Source organism: Limnohabitans sp. (genome assembly GCF_044373035.1).
In the GTDB taxonomy this organism is placed as follows: Bacteria; Pseudomonadota; Gammaproteobacteria; order Burkholderiales; family Burkholderiaceae_C; genus Limnohabitans_A.
The window spans coordinates 44770-67890 of the sequence record NZ_JBILQU010000002.1; the positions used below are offsets into that span (position 1 = coordinate 44770).

Consider the following 23121-nt stretch of genomic DNA (forward strand, 5'->3'; position numbering starts at 1 on the left):
ATTCCAAGTGGGCGGGCTAAACCGGCGGCACATGCGCCGCGTAGGGCGCAGGGGCTTGTGTGTTCTGCTTGCGAATGGCCCAGCGCCACAATGCCGTGGTGTCCAGTGGCAGCACCAGCATCAGGTGTTCAAGAATGGCCAATGCCAACATGGTGCCCACCAGGACCGAGCCCACCACTTGCGCAGGTGTGGTCATGGGCTGATTTACAAAGTCAACCAGCCACCACAAACAGGCGCTGGCGGAGACCACAGCGAAGGGAAAAAATGCGTTCATGCGGCGGCGCTTGAAGAAACTTTCCAAATACGCCAAGTGCACAGGCAAGAATTCTTCACTCAGGTTGCGCACACCCAAAAACAGGTTCAGCTTGGCACTGGTGCGCATGGTCCATAAAACCATATAAGTGCCTGTTCCCACTTGGTTGGGCGCATCCCAGGTGATGGCCACAATGGCCAAGCCCACCATGAGGATGGCCAATTCGTGCCAAACCACTGCATTGAAGGAGGCTGCAAACCGAGGCCAACCTGTTGTGCTTTTCAAGATGGCTGTTTTTTGTGGACCGGTGATCCAGCCCGTGAGAAAACTCAACTCGTTCCAACCCCAAGCCAGCAAGGCACAGGTGAAAGCGCAATAGGCCCCCATGATGCCGGTTTGCTGAGCGGTATGGGACAAACCCATCAAAGCGCCAATGCCAAGCGCAGAAGAAATGACCAAGCTCAAGGTGACTGCAGTACGCGACATGCGATTCAAAAGGATCACAATGCCCGTGCTGAACCACCAGATAAAAATCGCAAATCCCAATGCCATCAAGGTGTCGGTCATCCTTGGCTTTCAGATTGGGTGGATTGCAAAATCACCAGGCGGGCACCATGCGAACATCTTCGGGCAGCGCATGGTGTTTGACCGGCAAAAAGTACAAGCGAAGGAAGGTGAAACCGCCCGAAATGGCCCAACGCGCTCGCTGTAAGTTCCCCACCAAACCACCCTTGGCTTTGGCCGCATCCATTTGGGTTTGCACATGGAACAACTGGGACAAGCAATCCCTGAAGACGGGGTTGTCGATGTCCAAGCTGACAGGAAATACTTGCTTGGTGATTTCGTTGGTGATGCGGAACACTTCGTAATCGTAGGTGCCCGACTCCAAACCCATCTCCTGGTGGAGCATGGGGCGGGTGTGATCACGAACATACATCGTGGCATAGACGGCCACCAAGAAAAATCGGATCCAATACACATTGCCGCCCCGCAGCAAATGCGGGTTGGCGCGCATGATCAAGGCAAAAGATTCGCCATGGCGGAACTCGTCGTTGCACCAGCGCTCAAACCACCTGAAAATGGGGTGGAAGCGTTTGTCCGGATTCTTTTCCAATTGACGGTAAATGGTGATGTAACGGGCGTAGCCAATTTTCTCGGACAAATAGGTCGCGTAAAAAATGTACTTGGGCTTGAAGTAGGTGTAAGCCTTGGTGCGTTTCAAATTACCCAAGTCGATACCCAAGCCAAAGTCCTTCAAGGACTGGTTGATGAAACTGGCATGGCGAGACTCATCTCGCGCCATGTAACGCATCAGCTGTTTGATATCGGGGTTCTCCACATATTTAAAAATTTCGTTGTACAGAATGCAACCCGAAAACTCGGAAGTGAGTGATGAAATCAAAAAGTCTAAAAACTCTTGGCGCATTTCAGGACTGACTTGAGAGAATCTTTCGGCCACTTCTTTGGCAAACGCTTCATCACGCTGGAAGTGATCGTGGTTGTTGTCACCCTCGTATTCCGCCATCATTTTGTCCCACTCCGCTCGCATGGGGGACACGTCCAGTTTGTCCATGGCAGCAAAGTCTGTCGTATAAAAGCGTGGGCTGAGCATCGTGCTCTCAACGGCTTTTTGGGATGCTTTTTCAGCGCTGTCAATGGTTGAGGCGGTTTGCATAAACGAATATTCCAGTTTCTTAAAACAAAGCTGTTGCGTCTTTATTCGGGCTGCATGGCCAAGAACCGTGCAAATTCACCCGTATTGGTCGGTCCAAATGACTCCAAGTCCACCCGTTGTCCAGTGCTCGGGTCAAACAAAGTGACGCGGCCATCCACGCGGGCAATCAATTCAAAGGGCAACTCAGAACCAATGCCCCGTGAGTACCTCTCACGCGTCAAGGCACGCAGAGTGCCTCGAACAAAGCCTTGCTCGCCGTGCAAAACCGTCAAAGTTTTTCCAGTCACGCCGTCTTCCACACGGACACCACCGTCATGGTGATCCTGAAAAACCAGTGATCGTTGGACAGTGGGGGTTGCGGCTTTTTGGTCTGGACCGTTGCCGGTGATGCGAACGAGGCCGACAGAAATGAGCGAGAACGCGATGATGCCCGCCGCGCAATACAAAACCCACTGAGGGAAGTGATCCGGTGTGGCTTTGCGTGTCAAGGTGGATGCTTGCAATCCGCTCATGTCAGACTCACTTGAAGTTCATTTGAATTGGATTTTCCAATCGTGACGGAAGCAGTCGCATGGGCAGGCTGGCCTGTATTTTGTGACCATGCATCTCGCAACTTGGCGGAAACCTCTTGAACATGGGGAATGGCGCGCAGGGTGGGCTCTGGTTGGTTTATTTTCCAGGGCCTCACACTGGGCCATAAATGAATCCATGCAATGCGGTCTGAACCTTTCAACGCCAAGGTGATGTCCCCAAAGCCGTTCTGCAGCGTCCGAATATCGGCTGATGCCACTTGTTTCAACGGGAAGTTGAACGACACGGTGAATACGATGCCCAAACGCATGACCACCCGCTTGTTGGTCAAGGTGTAAACCGTCGTGCGAGAGGTCATGTAAGCCATGAGCCACACGGAACCTAGGCCAACGAGGGCCAGTGGCGTAATCCATTGGATGGACAGCAGCACTGCCATGACACCAGCACTTGCTTCCAAAGCCGGCCACGCGCAGGCCACAATGAGCACCGCAAAATAGATGACCAGCTTTTTGATATGAAAGGCCGAAGAGGCCAGTGCTGCGACTTCGGGTGAGCCTTGCCAAACTATGAACTCATCAGACGGCAACCTTTCAGGCAGGCCGTACTGCGGTTCAAACTCGTATTCATGACCAAGGTTTTCGATGGGCATTTGATTCCTCTTCAGCTGTTCATTCAACACGCATGGCCGTGAAGCTTTAAATCAGCGGCTCACTGCGTTGGGCATCGGCATACAAAGTTCCGGCCCCGTAGTAAGCACTGATTTTTTCTTCTTCCAATTTTGTGACTTGGTCTGGATTTTTCAGGGCAGGCACATCTGCGAAATGGCGAGCATAGAGAGCATGCACTTCTACCTGGTTTCTGCGAATTAGGGAAAACGTGATGGGCAGCAAAACGGTACGACCACCCGCGATTTCAACTTCCAAATATCGGAACATCATTTCAGCAGAATCTATCCAAATGTCCTTGACCGTGCCGCCTTGTTTGCCATCGCCAGCCATGACGGGCAGACCGCGTGGGTCGACGTCCTGTGGTGCGACGGTGTAATCGTTGGCGATCCGCAAAGGTTGAATCAGAGGCACGCCATGGGATGTCCGCTCGGGGACATCCTCGCGCATCGTGTACGCGCCTGGGCCGATGGCGGCGGTCATGGCGTTCCCTTTGGGCTCAATGGGAGAGCCAGAACTGCGATTGGTTGCCACGGCGTTGTAAGCCGGTTCTTTCCGTGTGAGGTCTGGAACCGTGACCGTTTTGCCACCTTCGAGCAAGAAAGTTTTGGGGGCTGGAATGGGAAAGCCCTTGACCACAGCGCGTCCGCTGCTGCTGGACTCCATGGGATAGCCTTCGCGGTGGTTTTCGGTGACCAAGTACCAAATCAGGCCAGCAAAAAATAGCCAGAATACATAAAGCAGGATTTGGGCTAAATCGACATAACCCGTGATGTTGCCAACTGTTTGCATAACGTCTTCTCCTTTGAACAATTAAATGCGTGACTCGGTCAAACCGAGGGTTGAGGGGACAGCGATTGAAAAAGAGCTGCTGCGTTTGACCAGGGGCCCCACAGCAATCAGGGTGAGAAACAACAACAGCATTTCAACGTGGTAGACCATGCTGTACCCCACCGAGGGGTCCGTCAAACCTTCGCCCAAAGCGCCTTGCGAGGCCAATGTGTTCATGATGTCGCGCAACGCACCGCCAAAGAACATCGACAGGCCAGCGGCTGCCGCTTGCACAGCCCCCCAAGCACCCAAGGCCAAGCCTATGAAATTGGACTCAATGCGCATGGCGGTGAACAAAGTGCCGACCGCAAACAAGCCACCACCAAAGCCAATGCCCATGGCGCCAAACCTGAACAGCCAACCCGCATCCAAAGGCGCTGAAAAAATCACGGCTGCAAATGCAGGCAAGCCTGCCAATGCCCCATAGGCTGCCAGCCGCATGGGGTCTATGCCTTTGGCCAATTGGCGGCCAGCCACATAAAAGCCCAACAAGCCACCCGCAGACAGCATCGCTGTCAGAGCACTGGTGGCGCCCACACTCAATTTCAGAATTTCGCCGCCATAGGGTTCAAGAACAATGTCCTGCATGTTGAATCCCATGGTGCCCAAAGCCGTGGCCCATAAGAAGCGCCTCGCGTTGGGTAGAGCAATAAATTCTGCCCAAACCTCTTTGAATGGGCGGCGAATTTCGGTTTTCATCGCCTTGACACGCTCGTGATTGCGGGGCTCTTGCTTCCAAAGCGCGACACCGTTGAGCAGCAACACCACCAGCGCCGTACCTTGCACGACCTGAACCAAAATTTCGGGTGTAAAGGTGGCGAGTAAAAAGCTGTACGCCAAACTGCCAAAGACGGCCCCCACCAAGAGCATGGTGTACATCAGGGCCACGACGCGTGGCCGGGTCTCTTCACTGGCTTGATCCGTGGCCAAGGCCAGACCTGCGGTTTGCGAGGTTTGCAAACCTGCACCCACCATCAAGAATGCGATGGCAGCAGCGCCCTGACCCACCCAGTCAGGCACGGGGACCTGCCCACCCCCCGACAAGACCAGCAATGCAAACGGCATGACCGCAAGCCCTAAAAATTGAATCAATGTGCCGCCCCACATGTAAGGCACCCGGCGCCATCCAAAGGCGGAGATGTGGACATCGGAATGGTAGCCCGTGACCGCCCTGAACGGCGCCACCAGCAAGGGAAGGGCCAACATCAATGCCACCAACCAAGCGGGGACAAACAATTCCACAATCATGACCCGATTCAGCGTGCCGATCATCAAGGCGGTGGTGATGCCCATGGTGAACTTGAACAGTGACAAGCGCAACAAACGCGCCATCGGCAAGCCTGGGCTGGCCACGTCCGCAAACGGCAGCCAATTCACAGGCATTTGCTTGGCAAACTTGGCAAACGTTTTGGCTCTCATGAGCGGATCCACTCCATCGCTTTGGATTTGTAAAAGCCGCTCGACACTTTGTGTGCGCGGGCACATTGCCAGCCGTTCAACGATGGATGCGTCTTCATCAACTCCGCAATGCGTGTCTCAGCCATCGGCTCTAGCCAAGGTGCACGGTCGCCCCTTGGCAGCAAGCGACCCACAGAGATCATCAAAGCCAACATGGGCGTGCGGGGCGCAAAGGTGAACACAATGGACTGGCTGGTGCGCTCAGCCAACTGTGCCAGTGCATGAACAGCATCCTCGGTGTCGTAGTGAATGATGGAATCCATCGCCACCACATGGTCAAACTGGCCCAGGGCTTTGTCGAGCATGTCGCCGCTGTGAAATTCCACCAAGTGCGCGATGTCGTCTGGAATTCTTTCCCGCGCCAAGTCGACCAAGGTGGGGGACAAATCAATGGCCACCACCTGAGCGCCCAAGCGTGCTGCTTCAACCGCCAGTGCACCTGTGCCACAGCCTGCATCCAAAATGCGTTTGCCTTTGAGGTCTTGACCCAACCATGACACCAAGGTTGACCTCATTTGATCGCGCCCTGCACGCACCGAGGCGCGAATGCGGCCCACCGGCGCATCAGAGGTCAATTTTTCCCAAGCGGCAGCGGCTGTGCGATCGAAGTAGTTTTCGATTTGGCCGCGGCGTTGTTCGTAAGTGATGTCACTCATGGTTCAAAGCCTCAATCGAAGCCCAGCAGGTCAAAAATATCGCGGTCTTTCATGGGCACTGCGGAATATGCCTCGCCGCCTAACCACATGTTCGCCGCCAGTCGCATGTATTCTTTTTGCACGGCCTCGAGTTCTGGCGAGTGCTCCATCTCAAACAGGGTGGATTTTTTCAAGCGGCTGCGGCGAATCACATCCAGGTCTGGAAAATGCGCGGCCAGCTTCAATCCAATGCGGTCGTTGTACTTGTCAATTTGATCGGTGGCAGCACTGCGGTTGGCAATCACCCCCCCCAAACGCACGTTGTAATTCTTGGCTTTGGCACCAATGGCCTGCACAATGCGGTTCATCGCGAAGATGGAGTCAAAGTCATTGGCCGTGACGATCATGGCGCGATCGGCATGTTGCAAAGGTGCGGCAAAACCACCACACACCACATCGCCCAATACGTCAAAAATCACCACATCGGTGTCTTCCAGCAGGTGATGCTCTTTGAGCAATTTCACCGTCTGACCGACCACATAACCGCCGCAGCCTGTGCCTGCGGGCGGGCCGCCGGCTTCCACACACATCACACCGTTGTAGCCCTCAAACACAAAGTCTTCCACGCGCAATTCTTCGGCGTGAAAGTCTACGGACTCCAGCACGTCGATCACGGTGGGCAGCATCTTCTTGGTCAAGGTGAATGTGCTGTCGTGCTTGGGATCGCAACCGATTTGCAGCACCCTTTTGCCCATTTTGGAAAAGGCGGCTGACAAGTTAGACGATGTGGTGCTTTTGCCAATGCCGCCCTTGCCATAAATGGCAAAAACTTTGGCATTGCCAATTTTCACATCCGGGTCCAGCTGAACTTGCAAGCTGCCCTCTCCATCCAATTTTGGATTGCGTTTCACTGTGGGAAACGGTAAGGTTTCAACGTTCATGCGGGAACTCCTTCATATACACCTTCTAGGCGATCTTCCAATTCGTCACTGGCTTGGCGAAGTGCTTGCAAGGTCTCGGCATCGGGCTGCCAATAGTTGCGTTCAGACGCTTCGATCAAACGGTTGGCCACGCGGGCAGAGGCCGTCGGATTCAGTTTGGCCAGGCGATCACGCATGGCAGGGTCAAGCATGAATGTCTCGGACAATTGCTTGTAGACCCAAGGTTGTACTTGGCCTGTGGTGGCAGACCAACCCATCGTGTTGGTCACATGGGCCTCTATTTGTCTAACACCTTCGTAGCCATGCTCCAACATGCCTTCGAACCACTTGGGGTTGAGCATGCGGGTGCGAATTTCGATGGACACTTGTTCTTTCAATGAACGCACAGCCGCATTGCCTTTGGTCTGATCGCCGATGTAGACGGGCGGTGTTTTACCGCCTTTGGCCATCTTCACCGCTTGGGTGATACCGCCCAAGGTGTCAAAGTAGTTGTCCACGGTGGTGACGCCCAACTCGACAGAATCGAGGTTTTGATAGGTCAGTTGCACATCGGCCAAAGCGGTTTGCAAGAGCGCCGTTTGTTGAACGGCTCGGCCCGTGCGTCCATAAGCAAAACCTTTGCGCCGTTTGTAGGTCTCAGCCAGTTCGCCTTCATCGTCCCAGCGGCTGCTTTCGACCAGGTTGTTGACGTTGGAGCCATAAGCTCCTTCGGCATTGCCGTAGACCCGCAGCGAGGCTGTTTCCAAATTGCAGCCATGCTCTTTCTGATAGGCCAGTGCATGCTTTCGGACCCAGTTCATCTCGAGGGGCTCGTCTGCCGATGCCGCCAGATAAGCGGCTTCAGCCAACAGCTTGATTTGCAGTGGCATGAGATCACGGAAAATGCCTGACAAGGTCATGATCACGTCAATGCGAGGACGTCCCAACTCCTCTAAAGAGATGAGCGTGGCGCCCGCGATGCGGCCATAAGAGTCAAAGCGGGGCATGGCGCCCATCAAGGCCAAGGCCTGTGCAATGGGCGCGCCTTCGTTTTTCAGGTTGTCGCTGCCCCACAACACCATGGCAATGGATTCTGGCAAAGGGTTGCCATCGGCACAGTAGCGGTCAATCAACAACTGGGCATGTACTTTGCCATCCCGAACGGCCATGGCACTTGGAATTCTGAAGGGGTCAAATCCGTGGATGTTGCGGCCCGTCGGCAACACAGCCGGTGTGCGCAAAATATCGCCACCCGGTGCAGGCCGAATGTAGCAAGCGTCCAAAGCGCGAAGCATGGCAGAAACTTCGGTATCAACAGCCAAATGCGCTTGAGGTTCCACCAACGCACGCAAAACGTCTAAGCTGGCGTGGTTGCGCGGCAAGCCTGCAGCCGTCAAAGCACGCTCTGGCGAGTGTCCTTCCACCAAGGCCTCGACAGCTGCACGCTCCAGTTGCATGCCGTGGTTGGCGTCGGCCATGGCCAACAACATGTCAACCTGTTGTGCCGGGCTTGGGACACGACCGGTCACATGCAAACCATGTGGAATCAGCGCGTACTCCAGCTCCAGCATTTGTGCAGCCAAGTGCATCACCGGGATGTCCAACTCAGAACCCATGAAGGCAGCGTCCCACGCAGGCTCTGCAGGCACCAAATCCAGTTGTGCAGCTTGCGCTTGGATGACCACGGCCAAATCAACACGCTCGGCATCATCACTTGCCAAGGAGCGCCAACGCTCAAGCGATGACTTCAGCTCGTTCAAACCTTTGTACAAACCCGCTTGGGTAATGGGGGGTGTCAGGTAGCTGATCAAGGTGGCGCCAGATCGACGCTTGGCAATGGCACCTTCTGAGGGGTTGTTGGACGCATACAAATAGATGTTGGGCAAATCGTCAATCAAACGATCGGGCCAGCATGCGCCGCTCATGCCGGATTGCTTACCCGGCATGAATTCCAGCGCACCATGGGTACCAAAGTGGAGCACGGCATGGGCTTTGAAATCTTCACGCAAATAGCGATAGAAAGCAGAGAAGGCATGCGTGGGTGCCAAGCCTTTTTCAAACAACAAGCGCATCGGATCGCCTTCATAGCCAAAGGACGGTTGCACGCTGACGAGCACATGACCAAACTGTTTACCCAACACAAATATGGAACTGCCGTTGCTCAACTGACGACCAGGAGCGGGGCCCCACTGCGCCTCAATCTCTCTGAGCCAGCGCTCACGCTTGATGTGTTCGTCAGCAGATATCAAAGCATGCACATTGGCATCTGCGCCGTGTTGAGCAGCGTTGCCGTGAAGCAAGGCATCGCGCAAATCGTCCACACTTGCAGGCAATTCGACTTGGTAACCCTGCGCCTTCATGGCGTTCAGGGTGTGCCACAAGGACTCAAAAACAGACAGAAAAGCAGCCGTGCCGATGTTGCCTGCATTGGGCGGAAAGTTAAACAGCACAATGGCCACGTTGCGGTCTTGCCGCTCGCTGCGTTTCAAGGCTACCAATTTGCTGACACGCGCCGCCAACATGATGGCGCGCTCTGGACACGAGTGCATGTCTTGCGCGTTGGTACTTTCACCAAAAGTACAAGCATGGTGACAGCCTGTGCAGGTCACGCCTGCTGTGCCTGGACGCCCACCAAAAACCATGGGGCTGGTGGAGCCGTCCAGTTCTGGAATGGCCACCATGATGGTGCTTTCCACCGGCAACAAACCCCTGTCCGATCCACCCCATTGGTCAAGCGTCTGAAATTCAACGGGGTGCGCGGCCAGGTAGGGCACGTCCAGTTTGGCCAATACCTCTTCTGCGGCCTTGGCATCGTTGTAAGCAGGGCCCCCGACCAACGAAAAACCACTGAGCGAGACCACGGCATCCACGCAGACTTGGCCGTTTTGGATGAAAAATGCATCGATGGCCGGGCGGGAGTCCAAGCCGGCCGCAAAAGCCGGTATCACGCGCAAACCCTTGGCCTCCAGTGCCGAAATCACGCCATCGTAATGCCCCGCATTGCCCGACAGCAAATAGGAACGCAACAACAAAACACCGACGGTGCCTTTGACGGGAATGCCTTGCGGCAAGGGCAAGGCATGGGTGTCTTCACTGAACCTGCCCGTCATGCGGGGGTGGTACACACCCACTTCTGGGTAATCCACAGGGGCATGAACCTTGACTGAGCCGCGCAGTGATTTGCGAGGGCCATCGGCACCGCGGTCAATCAAGTGGCGCACCATGTTCAAGACATTGTCGTCCGAGCCACCCAGCCAATATTGCAAGGTGATGAAGTACGAACGCACGTCTTGCGCGGTGCCGGGAATGAAGCGCAACAACTGGGGCAAGCGGCGCAGCATTTTCATTTGTGCAGCGCCACCTGTGGTGGGCTTGTCTTTGCTGCCGCCACGCAATTTCTTCAACAAGGCCATGGGGCCGCTGGCGGGTTTGCTCATGTCAAACTGACCAAAGCGTGTCAGTTGTGTCACTTCCGTGGCACTGGCCATGCAAATCATCGCATCGCAGTGCATGCGACGGGCACGCAGATCGTCCAGGATGGGCAAAAAGTGGTCTTCAAGAAACAGCATGCCGCACAACACAATGTCGGCAGAGGCAATGTCGGCCTTGCATTTGGCGATGAGCGCATCGTTGCCAGCGTATTCAGAGGCCGCATGCAAATTCCAAGTCAAGCCTGGAAAGTCACGTTTCAATTGGTCATTGGCACGATTGAATGAACTCGCAAAGTGCGTGTCCATGGTCACCACCACCAATTTGATGGGTGTGGTGTCTCGCAGCAGTGGTTTACGACTGTGAGAAGTGAGCTTTAGATTCATACAGTGTCTCCGTCGTGATCACCGAGATGCCGCGTTCGGTGGCAAATCTCTCGGTATTCCGCCGGGCCTTGCCTCGGACGAAAAATGGAATTTTTTTGAGCTCTTTCTCTGCGCCTGCATCCCAAACTGATACGGTGATGCTTTCCGGAGTGGTGGATGCATTGGTTTTTTGTGCCTGATCCACGGGCATCGCTTTCGTTGCGTCTTGAAGGCTTTGCGCGTGAACACCACCGCCCAGGTGAGAGGGCGCAGCATCTTCATGGAACTCAGAGTCGCCACGGAACATCCCAATCAGGTGCTCTTCCAAGCCCATCATCAGTGGGTGGACCCAGGTGTCGAACAGCACGCTGGCGCCTTCAAAGCCCATTTGCGGTGAATAGCGAGCGGGGAAATCTTGCACATGCACTGGCGCTGAAATGACCGCACACGGCACACCCAAACGCTTGGCAATGTGGCGCTCCATTTGGGTGCCCAGCACCAACTCAGGATTCAACTGCGCGATGTGTGCTTCTATTTCCAAATAGTCGTCACTGATCAAGGGCTCCACACCGTAAATTTTTGCGGCTTCACGCACTTCCCTTGCAAACTCCCGGCTGTAAGTGCCAATGCCCACCACCGTGAAGCCCATTTCTTGCGCTGCCACTTTGGCGGCGGCCACGGCATGTGTGGCATCGCCAAACACAAACACCCGTTTGCCCGTCAAATAGTTGGAATCGACCGAGCGGCTGTACCAAGCGGCTCGTGACACGGCCTTGGACAAGGTGGCTTCTGGATCGAACCCGGCAAGTTCCGCCACTTCCCGAATAAAAGCACAGGTTGCGTTGTGCCCAATCGGAATGGTTTTGGTGAACGGCTGTTGAAAAGTGCGTTGCAACCACTGCGCGCTCAATTGGGCAATTTCAGGGTAAAGAACCACATTGAAATCGGCATCGGCCAAGCGTGCAATGTCGTCAGGCGTGGCCGTCAAAGGGGCCACCACATTGATCTCCACGCCCATGTCGGTCAGCAGCTTGCGTATTTCTGCCAAATCATCGCGGTGCCTGAATCCCAAGGCGGTGGGGCCCAGGATGTTGCACCGTGGCTTGGCAGGTTCTGCCCTGTGATCGGCGTTTTTGGGCGCAGCCAGGTGGCGAACCAGTTGGTAAAAAGTTTCAGATGCGCCCCAATTTTCTTTGCGTTGGTACGACGGCAACTCCAAGGCCACCACCGGTATCGGCAATTGCAGGGCTTTGCACAAACCGCCCGGGTCGTCTTGAATCAATTCGGCCGTGCAAGAGGCGCCCACCAGCATGGCTTTAGGGGCAAATCGTTCAAACGCATCGCGCGCAGCGGTCTTGAACAATTCGGCGGTGTCGCCGCCCAAGTCCCGCGCTTGGAATGTGGTGTAAGTGACAGGCGGGCGTTTTTGCAAGCGCTCGATCATGGTGAACAGCAAATCGGCGTAAGTGTCACCTTGTGGGGCATGCAACACGTAGTGCACATCCTCCATCGCCGTGGCCACCCGCATCGCGCCCACATGTGGCGGTCCTTCGTAAGTCCAGAGTGTCAGTTGCATGGTGTGGACTCCTTCAGGCGGCCAAGCGCATGCGGCGCACCAAAGGTCTGGTGAAGAGCTCGGCCAAATCGCCTGCTTGGTCAAAGCCCTGAATGGGGGTGAAGACCAATTCAATCGCCCATTTGGTGGTCATGCCCTCGGCTTCCAAGGGGTTCGCCAAACCCAAGCCACACACCACCATGTCGGGGCGCAGGTTGCGGCATCGGTCCAATTGCTTTTCCACATCCTGGCCTTCAGAGACCAGGGTGCCTGCGGGCAACCAAGCCAATTCCATGGCCATGTGCTGGCGGTGCAAGTACGGTGTTCCCACTTCCAGCAAACGCATGCCCAGTTCGCGTGACAAAAACCGGGCCAAGGGGATTTCCAGTTGCGAGTCGGGGAAGAAAAAGATGCTTTTTCCATCCAGGTGCAGTTTGGCTTTGGCCAGCGACGCCATGGCCCTGGCCTGAGGCGCGCTCACAGCGGCTTCAAACCTTTCTGGCGAGACTTCAAATGCCGTGGCCGCTGCTTGCAGCCACGCCCTGGTGCCTTCCACGCCCAATGGAAACGGTGCGGGCAACAGCTTGGCGCCGCGCCCTTGCAGAACGCGAGCGGTATCGGCCAAAAAGGGTTGCGCCAAGAGCAAGCGCGTGTGGACGCCGATGCTGGGCTGGTCATCGGCACGGCGTGGCGGGAAAAAGCGCACACGCTCAATGCCCATGTGGTTCAGGATCCGCACAAACTGGTCTTCCACCACATCGGCCAAGGTGCCGACGATCAGCAATTCAGGTGCGGCATGCAATGCGGGTGTTTGAAGTTCAGGCACCATCGAGGCCAAGCAAGCATCTTCACCCTGTGTGAAGGTGGTTTCGATGCCGCTGCCCGAATAATTCAGGATGCGCACCGAGGGGGAATAGTGGGTAGACAACCGAGAGGCTGCACGCGACAAATCCAGTTTGATCACTTCCGAAGGGCATGAACCCACCAAGAACAGCAATTTGATTTCGGGGCGGCGCGACAGCAGTTGATTGACCACCCGATCGAGCTCGGTATGGGTATCTGCCAAGCCAGCCAAATCGCGCTCGTCGATGATGGCGGTGCCAAACCGGGGTTCGGCAAAAATCATCACGCCAGCTGCCGACTGAATCAGGTGGGCACAGGTCCGTGAACCCACCACCAAAAAGAAGGCGTCTTGGATTTTTCGGTGCAGCCAGATGATGCCGGTCAAACCACAAAACACTTCTCTTTGCCCGCGCTCGACCAGCGGGACGACATCGGTGCAGCCCTGGGCGGCTTCGGCTCGAATCGGGATGACAGGGCTCATGAGATCACCTGCGCATTCGAAGCCATGGTGACTTCGGGGGTTTTTTGCAGTCGGGCCATGCGCAATTTGCGAATGTATTGCGCCGCATTGATGGCGTAGGTGCCGTAGGCGGCCAGAGCCAGCCACAGTTGGTCGGCAGAGGACCATTGGCCTTGCCACCACACCCAAAGGTAAGCGGTATGCAAGGCCAGGACCACCATGCTGACCACGTCTTCCCAGAAAAATGCGTGCGCAAACAGGTACTTGCCGTAGACCACTTTTTCCCAGATGGAGCCCGTGATCATGATGGCGTACAGCACCAAGGTTTTGATCACCACCGACGCCAAGGCCCAATCGGTGTGCTCACCGGTTTTCAGGCTGTTCAACACCCAGTACAAACTGACCAAAAAAACCAAAAATTGAACAGGTGCCAAGACACCCTGAACCAGAGTCCACTTCGTCGCATCACGCCGAGCGCGTTGCTCTGGCGTGTACAAAGCTTCGGGTTGGGACTGCTGCATTTCTGACCTTTTTGAACATCAACTGAGCCCACTTTAAGGACTGAAGCAGAGAGTGTCAATATAAATTGACAATATATGTGACATTCAGGGTTTACACCTAAATGGACAGGTGTCAATTTACTTCACACTAGAGCGTCAATTTGAATAAGAGGTGGTTGTAGTGGCTCAATTTAAATTTGAGAAGGCGGCTGTTTCACTGGACAAACGTGGGACTTTTGAAAGTCAAGTTTCAAAGGCCAACTTTCGGCTGGGCGCCAGTCCACGTTTGGTGGGGGGCTCGACGTTTGATCAAAAGTCAGCACTCGACCACCGACAGGTGGTCTTGCTGGCTGATGCTGCCCTCAAAAGCATGGATGAAACCCGTGAGATCTTGATGGGGTGGCACCGCCAGGGCCACGCATTGGCGGACATTTACCTGAGCGGCATTGGTCTTGCAGCCCAATTATTGGGGGAGCGTTGGTCATCCGACGAGGTCGACTTTGTCCACTGCACCATCGCCCATTCTCGGTTGCACCAAACGTTGCATGAATTCAGCGCTGAATTTCTATCGGAAGGCTGCGCAAAGCCCAATGGCTTGAACTTGCTGCTGATGACCGAACCCAGCTCGCAGCATGGTTTGGGGGGGTTCATGTTGAGTGAATTTTTCCGCCATGGGGGCTGGAATGTGACCCTCTGTGCGCCACAGGACATGGCCGAATTCAAACGCATCTTTCAATCGGATTGGTTTGACGCGGTGGCCCTGTCCATGTCCACGGATCGGTATTTAGACGCCGTGGCCCAGGCGTTGTCAGACATCTTGCCCTTGGAAGTCAACCCGAGTTTGAAAGTGTTTGTCGGCGGTCCCATGGCGCAGATTGAGCCCTTGAGACTGAGTTGGCCTGGGACCCATCTGTTGAATGGCAATGCCACCCAAGCCGTGGCCATGGTCACGCAGTCGGTCAAAAAGACGGGTCGTCAACCCAATGTGACACCGAGGCTGTCTAAATATTCCCTTATTCCTCATCCGTGATCTGCATTCATGCCACAGTGTGTATAATTACCCTTACAGGTATAGGGTTTTTCTGCCCGCAACCACTTAAAGTCATTCATGAACATTGATCAGCTCGAGCCACACACTTTTTCCAAGTTATTGGGGGTGGTGTCGGATGTGAGCCTGATCATCAATGGCCAAGGTGTGGTCGAGGATGTGTCAACAGGACAAGACACGATGGCTTCCCTGGGCTGCCAAGCTTGGATTGGCAGACGCTGGACCGACACGGTCACGGTGGAGAGCAAACAAAAGATCAAAGATTTGCTTCAAATTCAAGCCGATACCCCGTCCCTCCTTTGGCGGCATGTGAACCATCCCACCCCCTCGGGCGGGGAGGCCGCCATCCAGTACATCACGGTCAATATCAAAGGGAACAAGCTGCTGGCCGTGGGGCGCAACATGGAGCGTTTGGCCGAACTGCAACGCCGTTTGGTGGAGACGCAACAGTCGGTGGAGCGCGACTATTTGAGGCTGCGGCACATTGAGGCGCGTTACCGCGTTTTGTTTGAAACTTCGCCTGAAGCCGTGATGATGGTCGATGCCCATTCTTACCGATTGTTGGAAGTCAATGTCGGTGCGCAAGCACTGTTCAAAGACGCAGGAAAGCGCTTGGTTGGGCGTGATTTTCGTGAGTGTTTCCTGACGGGGAACCAGGGTGAAGTTCAGGCCTTGCTCAGGACCGCGCTGGCCACCGGTCGGATTGAAATGTGCTCAGCAAGCATCTTTGGTTCATCTTCGGTCATGACGGTCTCTGCCACGGTCTTCAGGCAAGAGGGAGGTGCCCAGTTTTTGGTGCGCTTGACCCCGCAAGAAAGCTCGGCAGCTTTGGGCCTGGAATCAGACACGTCGGCCGTATTGAGCCAGGCCATGGCGCATTTCCCAGATGGCTGGCTGCTCACGGACACCTCAGGCATGGTCAAAAGTGTCAATGAAGAAGGTATGGCGCTCTTGGGGCTGACGTCCGCACCCCAAGTGATCGGGCAACCGCTTGAGCGCTGGTTGGTCAGGGGGGCAGTCGATTGGGGTGTTCTCAGTACGTCATTGAAGCAACAATTGACAGTGCGCAATTTCGCCACCGAAGTGACCACGTTGTCGGGCATGACCTTGCCCGTGGAGATTTCGGCGGTGTATTTGGCCAAGCCCGAGCCTTTGTACGCGGTGTTTGTTCGCGACATGGACCGCCGCATGCAGGGGACTTCCCTTGCGGCCCAGGCGCAGCCCAACCCCTTTTTAGAGTTGTCGCAGTTGGTGGGTCGTCGGCCCATCAAGGACATTGTGGGCGATACGGTGGACACCATCGAGCGCATGTGCATTGAGGCGGCCTTGGAGCTCACCCACAACAACCGCGCCTCTGCTGCCGAAATGTTGGGGCTCTCGCGGCAAAGCCTGTATGTCAAGTTGCGTCGCTTTGGCATTTTGTCGGACAACGATCCCGATTCATCAGCCCTTTGATCGCGGAGTGTCTCAATATTTTTACACTCAGTGTAAACATTGATTGACAACATCGGCGGTCTTCTCATAATGGGCGCATGGACACCCAGAGCCTTGAACTGACAAAACCGCTGGTCCGGCCGCGTTTGCGCACCGTGGCGGAGTTGCTCAAACCGATCACTTGGTTTCCACCGGTATGGGCTTTTGCCTGTGGTGCCGTCGCTTCGGGCCAAAGCCTGTCGGACCATTGGTTGTTGATTTGTCTGGGGCTGATTTTGACTGGGCCCCTGGTGTGCGCCAGCAGCCAGGCGGTGAATGACTGGTTTGATCGCCATGTGGACGCCATCAACGAACCGCAAAGGCCGATACCTTCAGGCCGCATGCCTGGCCAATGGGGCTTGGGCATCGCCGTCTTGTGGACGGTCCTGTCTTTGCTGTGGGCCACCCTGATGGGCACTTGGGGCTTTGTGGCTTGCGCCCTGGCCATTGCCCTGTCTTGGGCCTACAGCGCGCCACCGGTGCGGCTGAAAAACAATGGTTGGTATGGCAACGCGGCATGTGCGCTCAGTTACGAAGGCTTGGCATGGCTGACCGGCACGGCCGTCATGTTGGGTGGTGCGTGGCCGGGTGAGAAAGCGATTTACTTGGCGCTGCTGTACAGCTTGGGTGCCCACGGCATCATGACCTTGAACGACTTCAAGGCCATCGAGGGCGACCGGCAAATGGGGGTGGCCTCTTTGCCCGTTCAGCTGGGGGCCTCGGGCGCGGCGCGCGTGGCCTGTGTGCTGATGTGGCTGCCCCAAGTGGCGGTCGCTGCGCTCTTGATGCATTGGCAATTGCCTGGGCATGCCTTGGCCGTGCTGGTTTTGAGTTTCTTGCAGTGGCCCTTGATGTTGAAATTTCTCAAGCAACCGATTGAGCGGGCTTTGTATGTCAGTGCTTTTGGGGTGCCCCTGTTTGTCAGCGGCATGATGGTCAGTGCCTGGGGCTTGCGTCAGATCAATGCGCTGGGGGTCTCATGAACGCTCAAATCTTTGGTTGGTTGGACATCATCCGTTTGGGCCTCATCCAAGCTTGTTTGGGGGCTGTGGTGGTGGTGACGACCTCCACCCTCAATCGCATCATGGTGGTTGAATTGGCGCTGCCCGCGTTGTTGCCGGGTTTTTTGGTGGCTTGGCATTACACGGTGCAAATGGTGCGTCCACGCATGGGCTTTGGCGCAGACCAGGGTCGGCGCAGCACGCCTTGGATGATGGGGGGCATGGTCGTCTTGGGGGTGGGCGGTGTGCTGGCGGCCTTGGCGACCCTGTGGATGGCCACTTCGCTTTGGCAAGGCATGGCCTTGGCCATGCTGGCCTTCAGTCTGATCGGCTTGGGTGTGAGCGCCTGTGGCACCTCACTCTTGACGCTGATGGCCAAGCGCGTACCGGCTGAGCGTCGGGCGCAGGCGGCCACCACCGTGTGGCTGATGATGATCATGGGTTTCGCCGTCACCGCTGGCGTCGTTGGCCAACTGATTGACCCCTACACGCCCGATATGTTGTGGCGGGTGTCGGCAGGCTTGAGCATCTTGACCGCGGTGCTGACGGCCCTGTGTCTGTGGGGTTTGGAGAAGCCCGATCCACAGGGGGTGTCCGCGAAACCCAGTCTCCCTGTCAATTTCAAACGCACGTTGCAGGGCATTTGGGCCGAGCCTCAGGCAAAAACCTTCACGATTTTTATCTTCCTGTCGATGCTGGCCTACAGCGCGCAAGATTTGATTTTGGAGCCTTTTGCAGGGGCAGTTCACGGCATGTCGCCTGGCCAGACCACGCAGCTTTCTGGGTGGCACCACATGGGGGTCTTGGTGGGCATGCTGTCCATGGCCGCGGCCAGTTCGCGCTCGGTTGCGGGACGCCTGGGTTCTGTGCAGGTCTGGATGTGGGGCGGTTGTTTGCTGTCTGCCCTGGCCACGGTGGGCTTGTCCCTCTCGGCGACAGCCACCTTGGCGATGCCCTGGCCCATCAAAGCCAATGTGATTTTCTTGGGCGTGGCCAATGGCGCGTTCTCCATTGCCGCCATTGCCACCATGATGCGTCTGGCGGGTGAAGGCGGCTCTGGCACCGAGGGCACGCGCATGGGCTTGTGGGGCGCTGCACAAGCCATGGCGTTTGCCATGGGGGGATTGGTCGGCACCGGTGCGAGTGATTTGGCGCACTGGGTGCTGGGCGAGTCTCAGTCCGCGTATCAGGCGGTATTTGCATTTCAAGCACTGATGTTTTTGGCTTCAGCATGGGTGGCTTTGCGCATTCGCGCAGCGCACACCACGGCCCAGCACAAAGCACCAGATCATCAAGTCTTATGGAAAGATGGGGCAACCACATGACAGCAACTGATTTTGATTTCGTCGTCGTTGGGGGCGGCCCCTCTGGCGCCACCGCTGCACATGATTTGTCGAGCGAGGGTTGGCGCGTCTTGTTGCTGGACAGGCAAGGGCGTCCCAAGCCTTGTGGGGGTGCCATCCCCCCTCGCTTGATCAAGGACTTTGACATTCCAGACCATTTGCTGGTGGCCAAAATCAAATGTGCCCGCATGATTTCGCCGACGGACAAGCAAGTCGACATGCACATTGACAACGGTTATGTGGGCATGGTGGACCGGCAAGATTTTGATGAATTTTTGCGCGTGCGTGCGGCGCAATCGGGCGCGATTCGCCAGCAGGCCATCTTTGACAAAGTTGAACACGATGCCGAAGGCACTTTGTGGGTCCAGTACACACCCGTCTCAGGCAAGGAGCATGCGGCCATTGAGCCATCCAAACCGGTCAAGGTCAGCGCCCGAATGGTCATCGGTGCCGATGGGGCGCGCTCTGAAGTGGCGAGGCAACAAATCCCATTGTCCGATCGCACAAAGTATGTGTTCGCTTACCACGAGATCATCCAAGCCCCGCTGGAAAAGCAATCGCACGATGGCGAGCGTTGTGATGTTTACTACCAGGGCGAAGTTTCACCAGACTTTTATGGCTGGGTATTTCCGCATGGCAAAACCATGAGCGTGGGCACGGGCAGTGCCGACAAGGGTTTTTCTTTGCGCGGTGCAACAGGCCACCTGAGAAAAGCAGCCGGGCTTGCCGACATGCCCACACTGCGTCGTGAAGGGGCACCGATTCCTTTGAAGCCCTTGCCGCATTGGGATAACGGCCGCGATGTGCTGGTGATCGGCGATGCGGCGGGGGTGGTGGCACCCTCCTCAGGAGAGGGTATTTATTACGCCATGGACTGCGCGCGCACCATGGCGCATGCAGCGCACATGGCCTTGAAAACAGGCGACCCCAAGTGCCTCAAAAAAGGCCGTCAGCGCTTCATGAAACAGCATGGAAAAGTGTTTTGGATTCTGGGCATGATGCAGTATTTTTGGTACCAAAATGACAAACGTCGTGAGAAATTCGTCAAAATTTGCGAGGACAAAGACGTGCAGCGGCTCACCTTTGAGTCCTATATGAATAAAGAGCTGACCCGCAGGGATCCCATGGCGCACCTGCGGATTTTCCTGAAGGACACGGCCCATTTGCTGGGACTGGCCAAAACCTGATGGGTCGATGACTGAGGGCGCAAGAAAAACTCGGGCAACCCTCAGGTCAAGGTGCTCCCGGGCGGGTCTATTTTCATGCGGGTCAATACCGTGCCACATCTGTTCGGTGCCGAGGTCATCTCCAACAACCCCCTTGAGGTCTTGTCCTTCCTCAAGGGTTTTGTGGCCAAGCCTGAGCGCAGTCTTTGAAAATCAGGGCGGCTGTGCCCTGTGGGTCTTCTTCGTGCGCCAAGTGGCCCAAGTCGTGCTGCAAATGCAGTTTGGCGTGCGGCATCAATCTGCAGGCTTCTTGCGCCAGTTGGGGCGGCACCGTTTTATCGGCCGAGCCGACCAAAATCGACACCGGGCTGGCGATGCGGTGAAGGTCGCTGGACAAAGCTTGCAGTTTCCAAGCGGCCATCATGGCCAGCACACTGTGCACATGGCCTGGGTGACTGAAGACACGCCGATAAAGGGCCATGCCTTCCTCGTCCAGTTCTGAGCCCGTTTGGTCCATCGATTTGGCCAACAGGGCGGGGCGGTTGGCCAATTTGGCTGTGGCCCAGGCAGAAAGAGGATTGAGGGCGGCCAATTTGGCCGCAGGGCCAAAAATCCAGGAAGGCAATCCGGGAATAGGCAGCCAAGCCGGATTCATGCCCATCAAATGCGTCTGCGACAGTGCGCCTTGGTGCAAGACCATTTGGGCAGCAATGGCCGCACCGGCGGAGTGGCCTGCGATCACGGTGGGCGTGATGTCCATTTGCAGCAGCAAAGCCCTCAGCCCTTCGGCCATGCCGTGCAGTGACAGACTGTCGCCACTGCCTCTGCTGGTGAAGGCGTGACCGGGCAAATCTGGCGCAATGACTTGAAAGTGTTGGCTCAGCAAGGGCATCAGTCCACGCCAACTGAAACTGCCCGAACCTGTGCCGTGCAAGAGCAACAGGGCGGGGCCTTGGCCCATGCGCTGAACATGCCATCGAATTCCCCCAGCGCTGACAAAATGGCTCTGCGCTGCATGGGGCCAAGCGTGTCGATGTTCGGCCCAGTCCATGGTGGGGTAAAACCGCTCGTACATCATGCGCTCAAAGTCGTCTTAAGTGGTCCATCGCCGAGGCCATTCGGTGCGCTTGAACCTGCGGCATGGGCAGGTAATGGCCCCCCATGGTGCTGGCCATGTTTTGCACCTGCGCATCGGGTTTAACCGAGGTGTCTATCCACATGGAACGGTGCCCGGTGAGCCGCCACTGCGCCGCCCACTGGACTGCATCGGCTTGGGCTTGTTCGCGTCCGCCTACCCCGGCCAACGAGATGTTGGCGCGGCCGTCACTCAAGACCACCAACAGGGGGGTGACCCCTTGCCTGTGCAACTGCTGTGCTTGTTCGCAGGCCATTTTCAGTGCCAAAGCCAAAGGCGTGCCGCCACCGCCGGGCAGTCCCGTCATGGCCCGCTTGGCGCGCACCAATGAGCGCGTCATGGGCAACAGCAATTGGGCTTGCGCGCCTCTGAACGCCACGATGCACACGCTGTCGCGTCGGGCGTAGGATTGTTGCAGCAGCAACTCGACCGCCCCTTTGGCTTCTGCCAGGCGTTGCAGTGCGGCCGAGCCGGAAGCATCCAGGGCCAAGATCAGGCAGGTGGCGCTGTTTTGTTGGTAGCGGTGGACATGAAAGTCTTCTGAACGAATGGCCACGCGGGCTGTTTGGGTGCCGCTTCTCAAGCGCTGCTTGGGTGCGGCAGCGCGCAAGGTGGCCAAAACGTGCAGGCGCGCGAGCCCGCCCGGTCGGCCCGGCCGAGGGGGCAGGGGTCTGCCGCGCTGCATGCCCGATCGCACCGTGCCGCTGCGCCCCGAGCTTTGGCCGGTGTTGCTGCCTGTCTTGGTCATCAGGCGTTCCAATATATCGGCAGGCAAACTCGCCAGCGCGGCCGCGATCAGCAACTCCTTCAGATCGTGTGGACTCGGTCCATTCACCTCGGCGCTGTCCTGTTCGCTTTCATCGGAGGAGGGCGGTTCTGACGAATCGGTGGGCGGTGGCGCGTGGTCCTGTGGCGGGGGCTGTTGCGCTTGAGTTTCTGACGCCGCTTCTGGTTCTTGGGGTGTGGGCTGTGTGGGGTCGGACGCGTTGTCGGGGGGGGTGGGCCATTGGGTCGCCCGAGGGGCCAACACAGCGCGGGTGGCAAACGCCAAATCCGCTTGCACCACCTCGCTTCTCAAATGCAAGGCGGCGTGGACGCAAGCCACCCGCAGCGCCAAGCTGGGCACACGCAAGGAGTCGATGCCCAGGCCCATGGCGGTGGCGCAGATGGCCGTGGCTTGCTCATCGTTGAACTGCATGCGCTGCAGCAGTGGGCGCATCTCGGCCAAGGACTGCGCCGATAAAACGGCATTGACCGCACCTTCGTCGCTGTCCTTGTTTTGTAACGCGAACGCCAGATCGGAGACCGCAGAGGGGGGCAGTTCTTGCAGGTTCAGCCAAAGTCCCAGGCGTTCTTGCAGCGCCGGGCTGATGGGCAGATCGTCGCCCACGGACTCGTCCAAGGCGAGCACGCCAAAGGTGGTCTGAACAGCGGCTTGGGCGCTGTCGCTCATGCGCAAAGGTGGCAAGCATTGGGTGTCCATGGCTTGCGTCAATGGGGCCATCAAGGACGCGGGAAACCGCTCCGCCATGCTGATGCAAACCAAGCCCTGGTGCGCCTGCGCCAACAAACCCGATTGCAGGTGCAACTGACCGGTTTGCAGCGTGAGTGACAAATCGATGCCCCCCAATAAACGTTCCAAATCCACACTGCCTGGCAGCTTGATGGTGTTCATCTTTGTGCTGGCGAGCTGTCGCAGCCATTGATCGCGCACAGGGCCAAAGGGGGCTCGAAGCCAGACACCGCCAAAGCCGTGGGGGTCAATTTGCAGCAACTGCAACGCGGTCAGGGCATCGTTCCAGATTTCCAGCTCTCGCAGCGCGTTGGACATGGTG

General features: G+C 56.6%; 19 protein-coding genes. 5 read left to right on the plus strand and 14 right to left on the minus strand.

Annotated features, from left to right (window positions below; translation table 11 throughout):
- Positions 1-16 precede the first annotated feature (16 nt).
- The 12 genes from puhE to bchF are packed head-to-tail and all read right to left on the minus strand — an operon-like array spanning position 17 to position 14141.
- Positions 17-820 carry a putative photosynthetic complex assembly protein PuhE gene (puhE, locus tag ACIQ47_RS00635; protein WP_396436334.1) on the minus strand — a complete coding sequence of 268 codons (804 nt, stop codon included), beginning with the start codon at positions 818-820 and terminating at the stop codon, positions 17-19.
- A gap of 31 nt (positions 821-851) precedes the next feature.
- Positions 852-1928, minus strand: coding sequence for a magnesium-protoporphyrin IX monomethyl ester (oxidative) cyclase (gene acsF / locus ACIQ47_RS00640; protein ID WP_396436335.1), 1077 nt, complete (start codon positions 1926-1928; stop codon positions 852-854).
- A gap of 41 nt (positions 1929-1969) precedes the next feature.
- Positions 1970-2440: a photosynthetic complex assembly protein PuhC gene (gene puhC / locus ACIQ47_RS00645; RefSeq protein ID WP_396436336.1), complete on the minus strand. Its 471-nt coding sequence runs from the start codon at positions 2438-2440 to the stop codon at positions 1970-1972.
- On the minus strand, positions 2437-3108 hold the full coding sequence (gene puhB, locus ACIQ47_RS00650; RefSeq protein ID WP_396436337.1) for a photosynthetic complex putative assembly protein PuhB: 672 nt from the start codon (positions 3106-3108) through the stop codon (positions 2437-2439). Before puhB ends, puhC begins: the two co-directional genes overlap by 4 nt.
- Positions 3109-3154: 46 nt before the next feature.
- On the minus strand, positions 3155-3937 hold the full coding sequence (gene puhA, locus ACIQ47_RS00655; protein ID WP_396436338.1) for a photosynthetic reaction center subunit H: 783 nt from the start codon (positions 3935-3937) through the stop codon (positions 3155-3157).
- Positions 3938-5374, minus strand: a complete 1437-nt coding sequence (locus ACIQ47_RS00660) for a BCD family MFS transporter (RefSeq protein ID WP_396436339.1) — start codon at positions 5372-5374, stop codon at positions 3938-3940.
- The gene (gene bchM / locus ACIQ47_RS00665; RefSeq protein ID WP_396436340.1) at positions 5371-6069 is read right to left on the minus strand and encodes a magnesium protoporphyrin IX methyltransferase; all 699 of its coding nucleotides are present in this window, start codon (positions 6067-6069) and stop codon (positions 5371-5373) included. Before bchM ends, ACIQ47_RS00660 begins: the two co-directional genes overlap by 4 nt.
- A gap of 11 nt (positions 6070-6080) precedes the next feature.
- Entirely contained in the window at positions 6081-6989 is a 909-nt protein-coding gene (gene bchL, locus ACIQ47_RS00670; RefSeq protein WP_293747925.1) for a ferredoxin:protochlorophyllide reductase (ATP-dependent) iron-sulfur ATP-binding protein, read from the minus strand.
- Positions 6986-10783: a magnesium chelatase subunit H gene (locus tag ACIQ47_RS00675; RefSeq protein WP_396436341.1), complete on the minus strand. Its 3798-nt coding sequence runs from the start codon at positions 10781-10783 to the stop codon at positions 6986-6988. Before ACIQ47_RS00675 ends, bchL begins: the two co-directional genes overlap by 4 nt.
- Positions 10752-12338 (minus strand): ferredoxin:protochlorophyllide reductase (ATP-dependent) subunit B, encoded by a 1587-nt coding sequence (gene bchB / locus ACIQ47_RS00680; protein WP_396436342.1) that lies wholly within the window; start codon positions 12336-12338, stop codon positions 10752-10754. Before bchB ends, ACIQ47_RS00675 begins: the two co-directional genes overlap by 32 nt.
- A gap of 13 nt (positions 12339-12351) precedes the next feature.
- Entirely contained in the window at positions 12352-13641 is a 1290-nt protein-coding gene (locus ACIQ47_RS00685) for a ferredoxin:protochlorophyllide reductase (ATP-dependent) subunit N (RefSeq protein ID WP_396436343.1), read from the minus strand.
- Positions 13638-14141 carry a 2-vinyl bacteriochlorophyllide hydratase gene (gene bchF, locus ACIQ47_RS00690; RefSeq protein WP_396436344.1) on the minus strand — a complete coding sequence of 168 codons (504 nt, stop codon included), beginning with the start codon at positions 14139-14141 and terminating at the stop codon, positions 13638-13640. The genes ACIQ47_RS00685 and bchF overlap by 4 nt, the downstream gene beginning before the upstream one ends.
- Before the next feature lie 349 nt (positions 14142-14490).
- Here bchF and ACIQ47_RS00695 point away from each other — a divergent pair, with 349 nt between their 5' ends.
- The 5 genes from ACIQ47_RS00695 (at position 14491) to ACIQ47_RS00715 (ending at position 20172) form a co-directional block, all read left to right on the plus strand.
- Positions 14491-15150, plus strand: coding sequence for a hypothetical protein (locus ACIQ47_RS00695; RefSeq protein ID WP_396436345.1), 660 nt, complete (start codon positions 14491-14493; stop codon positions 15148-15150).
- A 78-nt stretch (positions 15151-15228) separates the two neighbouring features.
- Entirely contained in the window at positions 15229-16623 is a 1395-nt protein-coding gene (ppsR, locus tag ACIQ47_RS00700) for a transcriptional regulator PpsR (protein WP_396436346.1), read from the plus strand.
- 77 nt (positions 16624-16700) lie between these two features.
- Positions 16701-17624: a chlorophyll synthase ChlG gene (gene chlG, locus ACIQ47_RS00705; protein ID WP_396436347.1), complete on the plus strand. Its 924-nt coding sequence runs from the start codon at positions 16701-16703 to the stop codon at positions 17622-17624.
- On the plus strand, positions 17621-18967 hold the full coding sequence (locus tag ACIQ47_RS00710) for a BCD family MFS transporter (protein ID WP_396436348.1): 1347 nt from the start codon (positions 17621-17623) through the stop codon (positions 18965-18967). The genes chlG and ACIQ47_RS00710 overlap by 4 nt, the downstream gene beginning before the upstream one ends.
- Entirely contained in the window at positions 18964-20172 is a 1209-nt protein-coding gene (locus ACIQ47_RS00715) for a geranylgeranyl diphosphate reductase (protein ID WP_396436349.1), read from the plus strand. Before ACIQ47_RS00710 ends, ACIQ47_RS00715 begins: the two co-directional genes overlap by 4 nt.
- Before the next feature lie 151 nt (positions 20173-20323).
- Here the strand turns inward: ACIQ47_RS00715 and bchO are convergent, their stop codons facing one another.
- A complete protein-coding gene (bchO, locus tag ACIQ47_RS00720; RefSeq protein WP_396436350.1) occupies positions 20324-21229 on the minus strand; it encodes an alpha/beta fold hydrolase BchO in 906 nt (301 codons plus the stop codon).
- Positions 21230-21233: 4 nt separating this feature from the next.
- A complete protein-coding gene (locus tag ACIQ47_RS00725; protein ID WP_396436351.1) occupies positions 21234-23117 on the minus strand; it encodes a magnesium chelatase subunit D in 1884 nt (627 codons plus the stop codon).
- Positions 23118-23121: the final 4 nt, after the last annotated feature.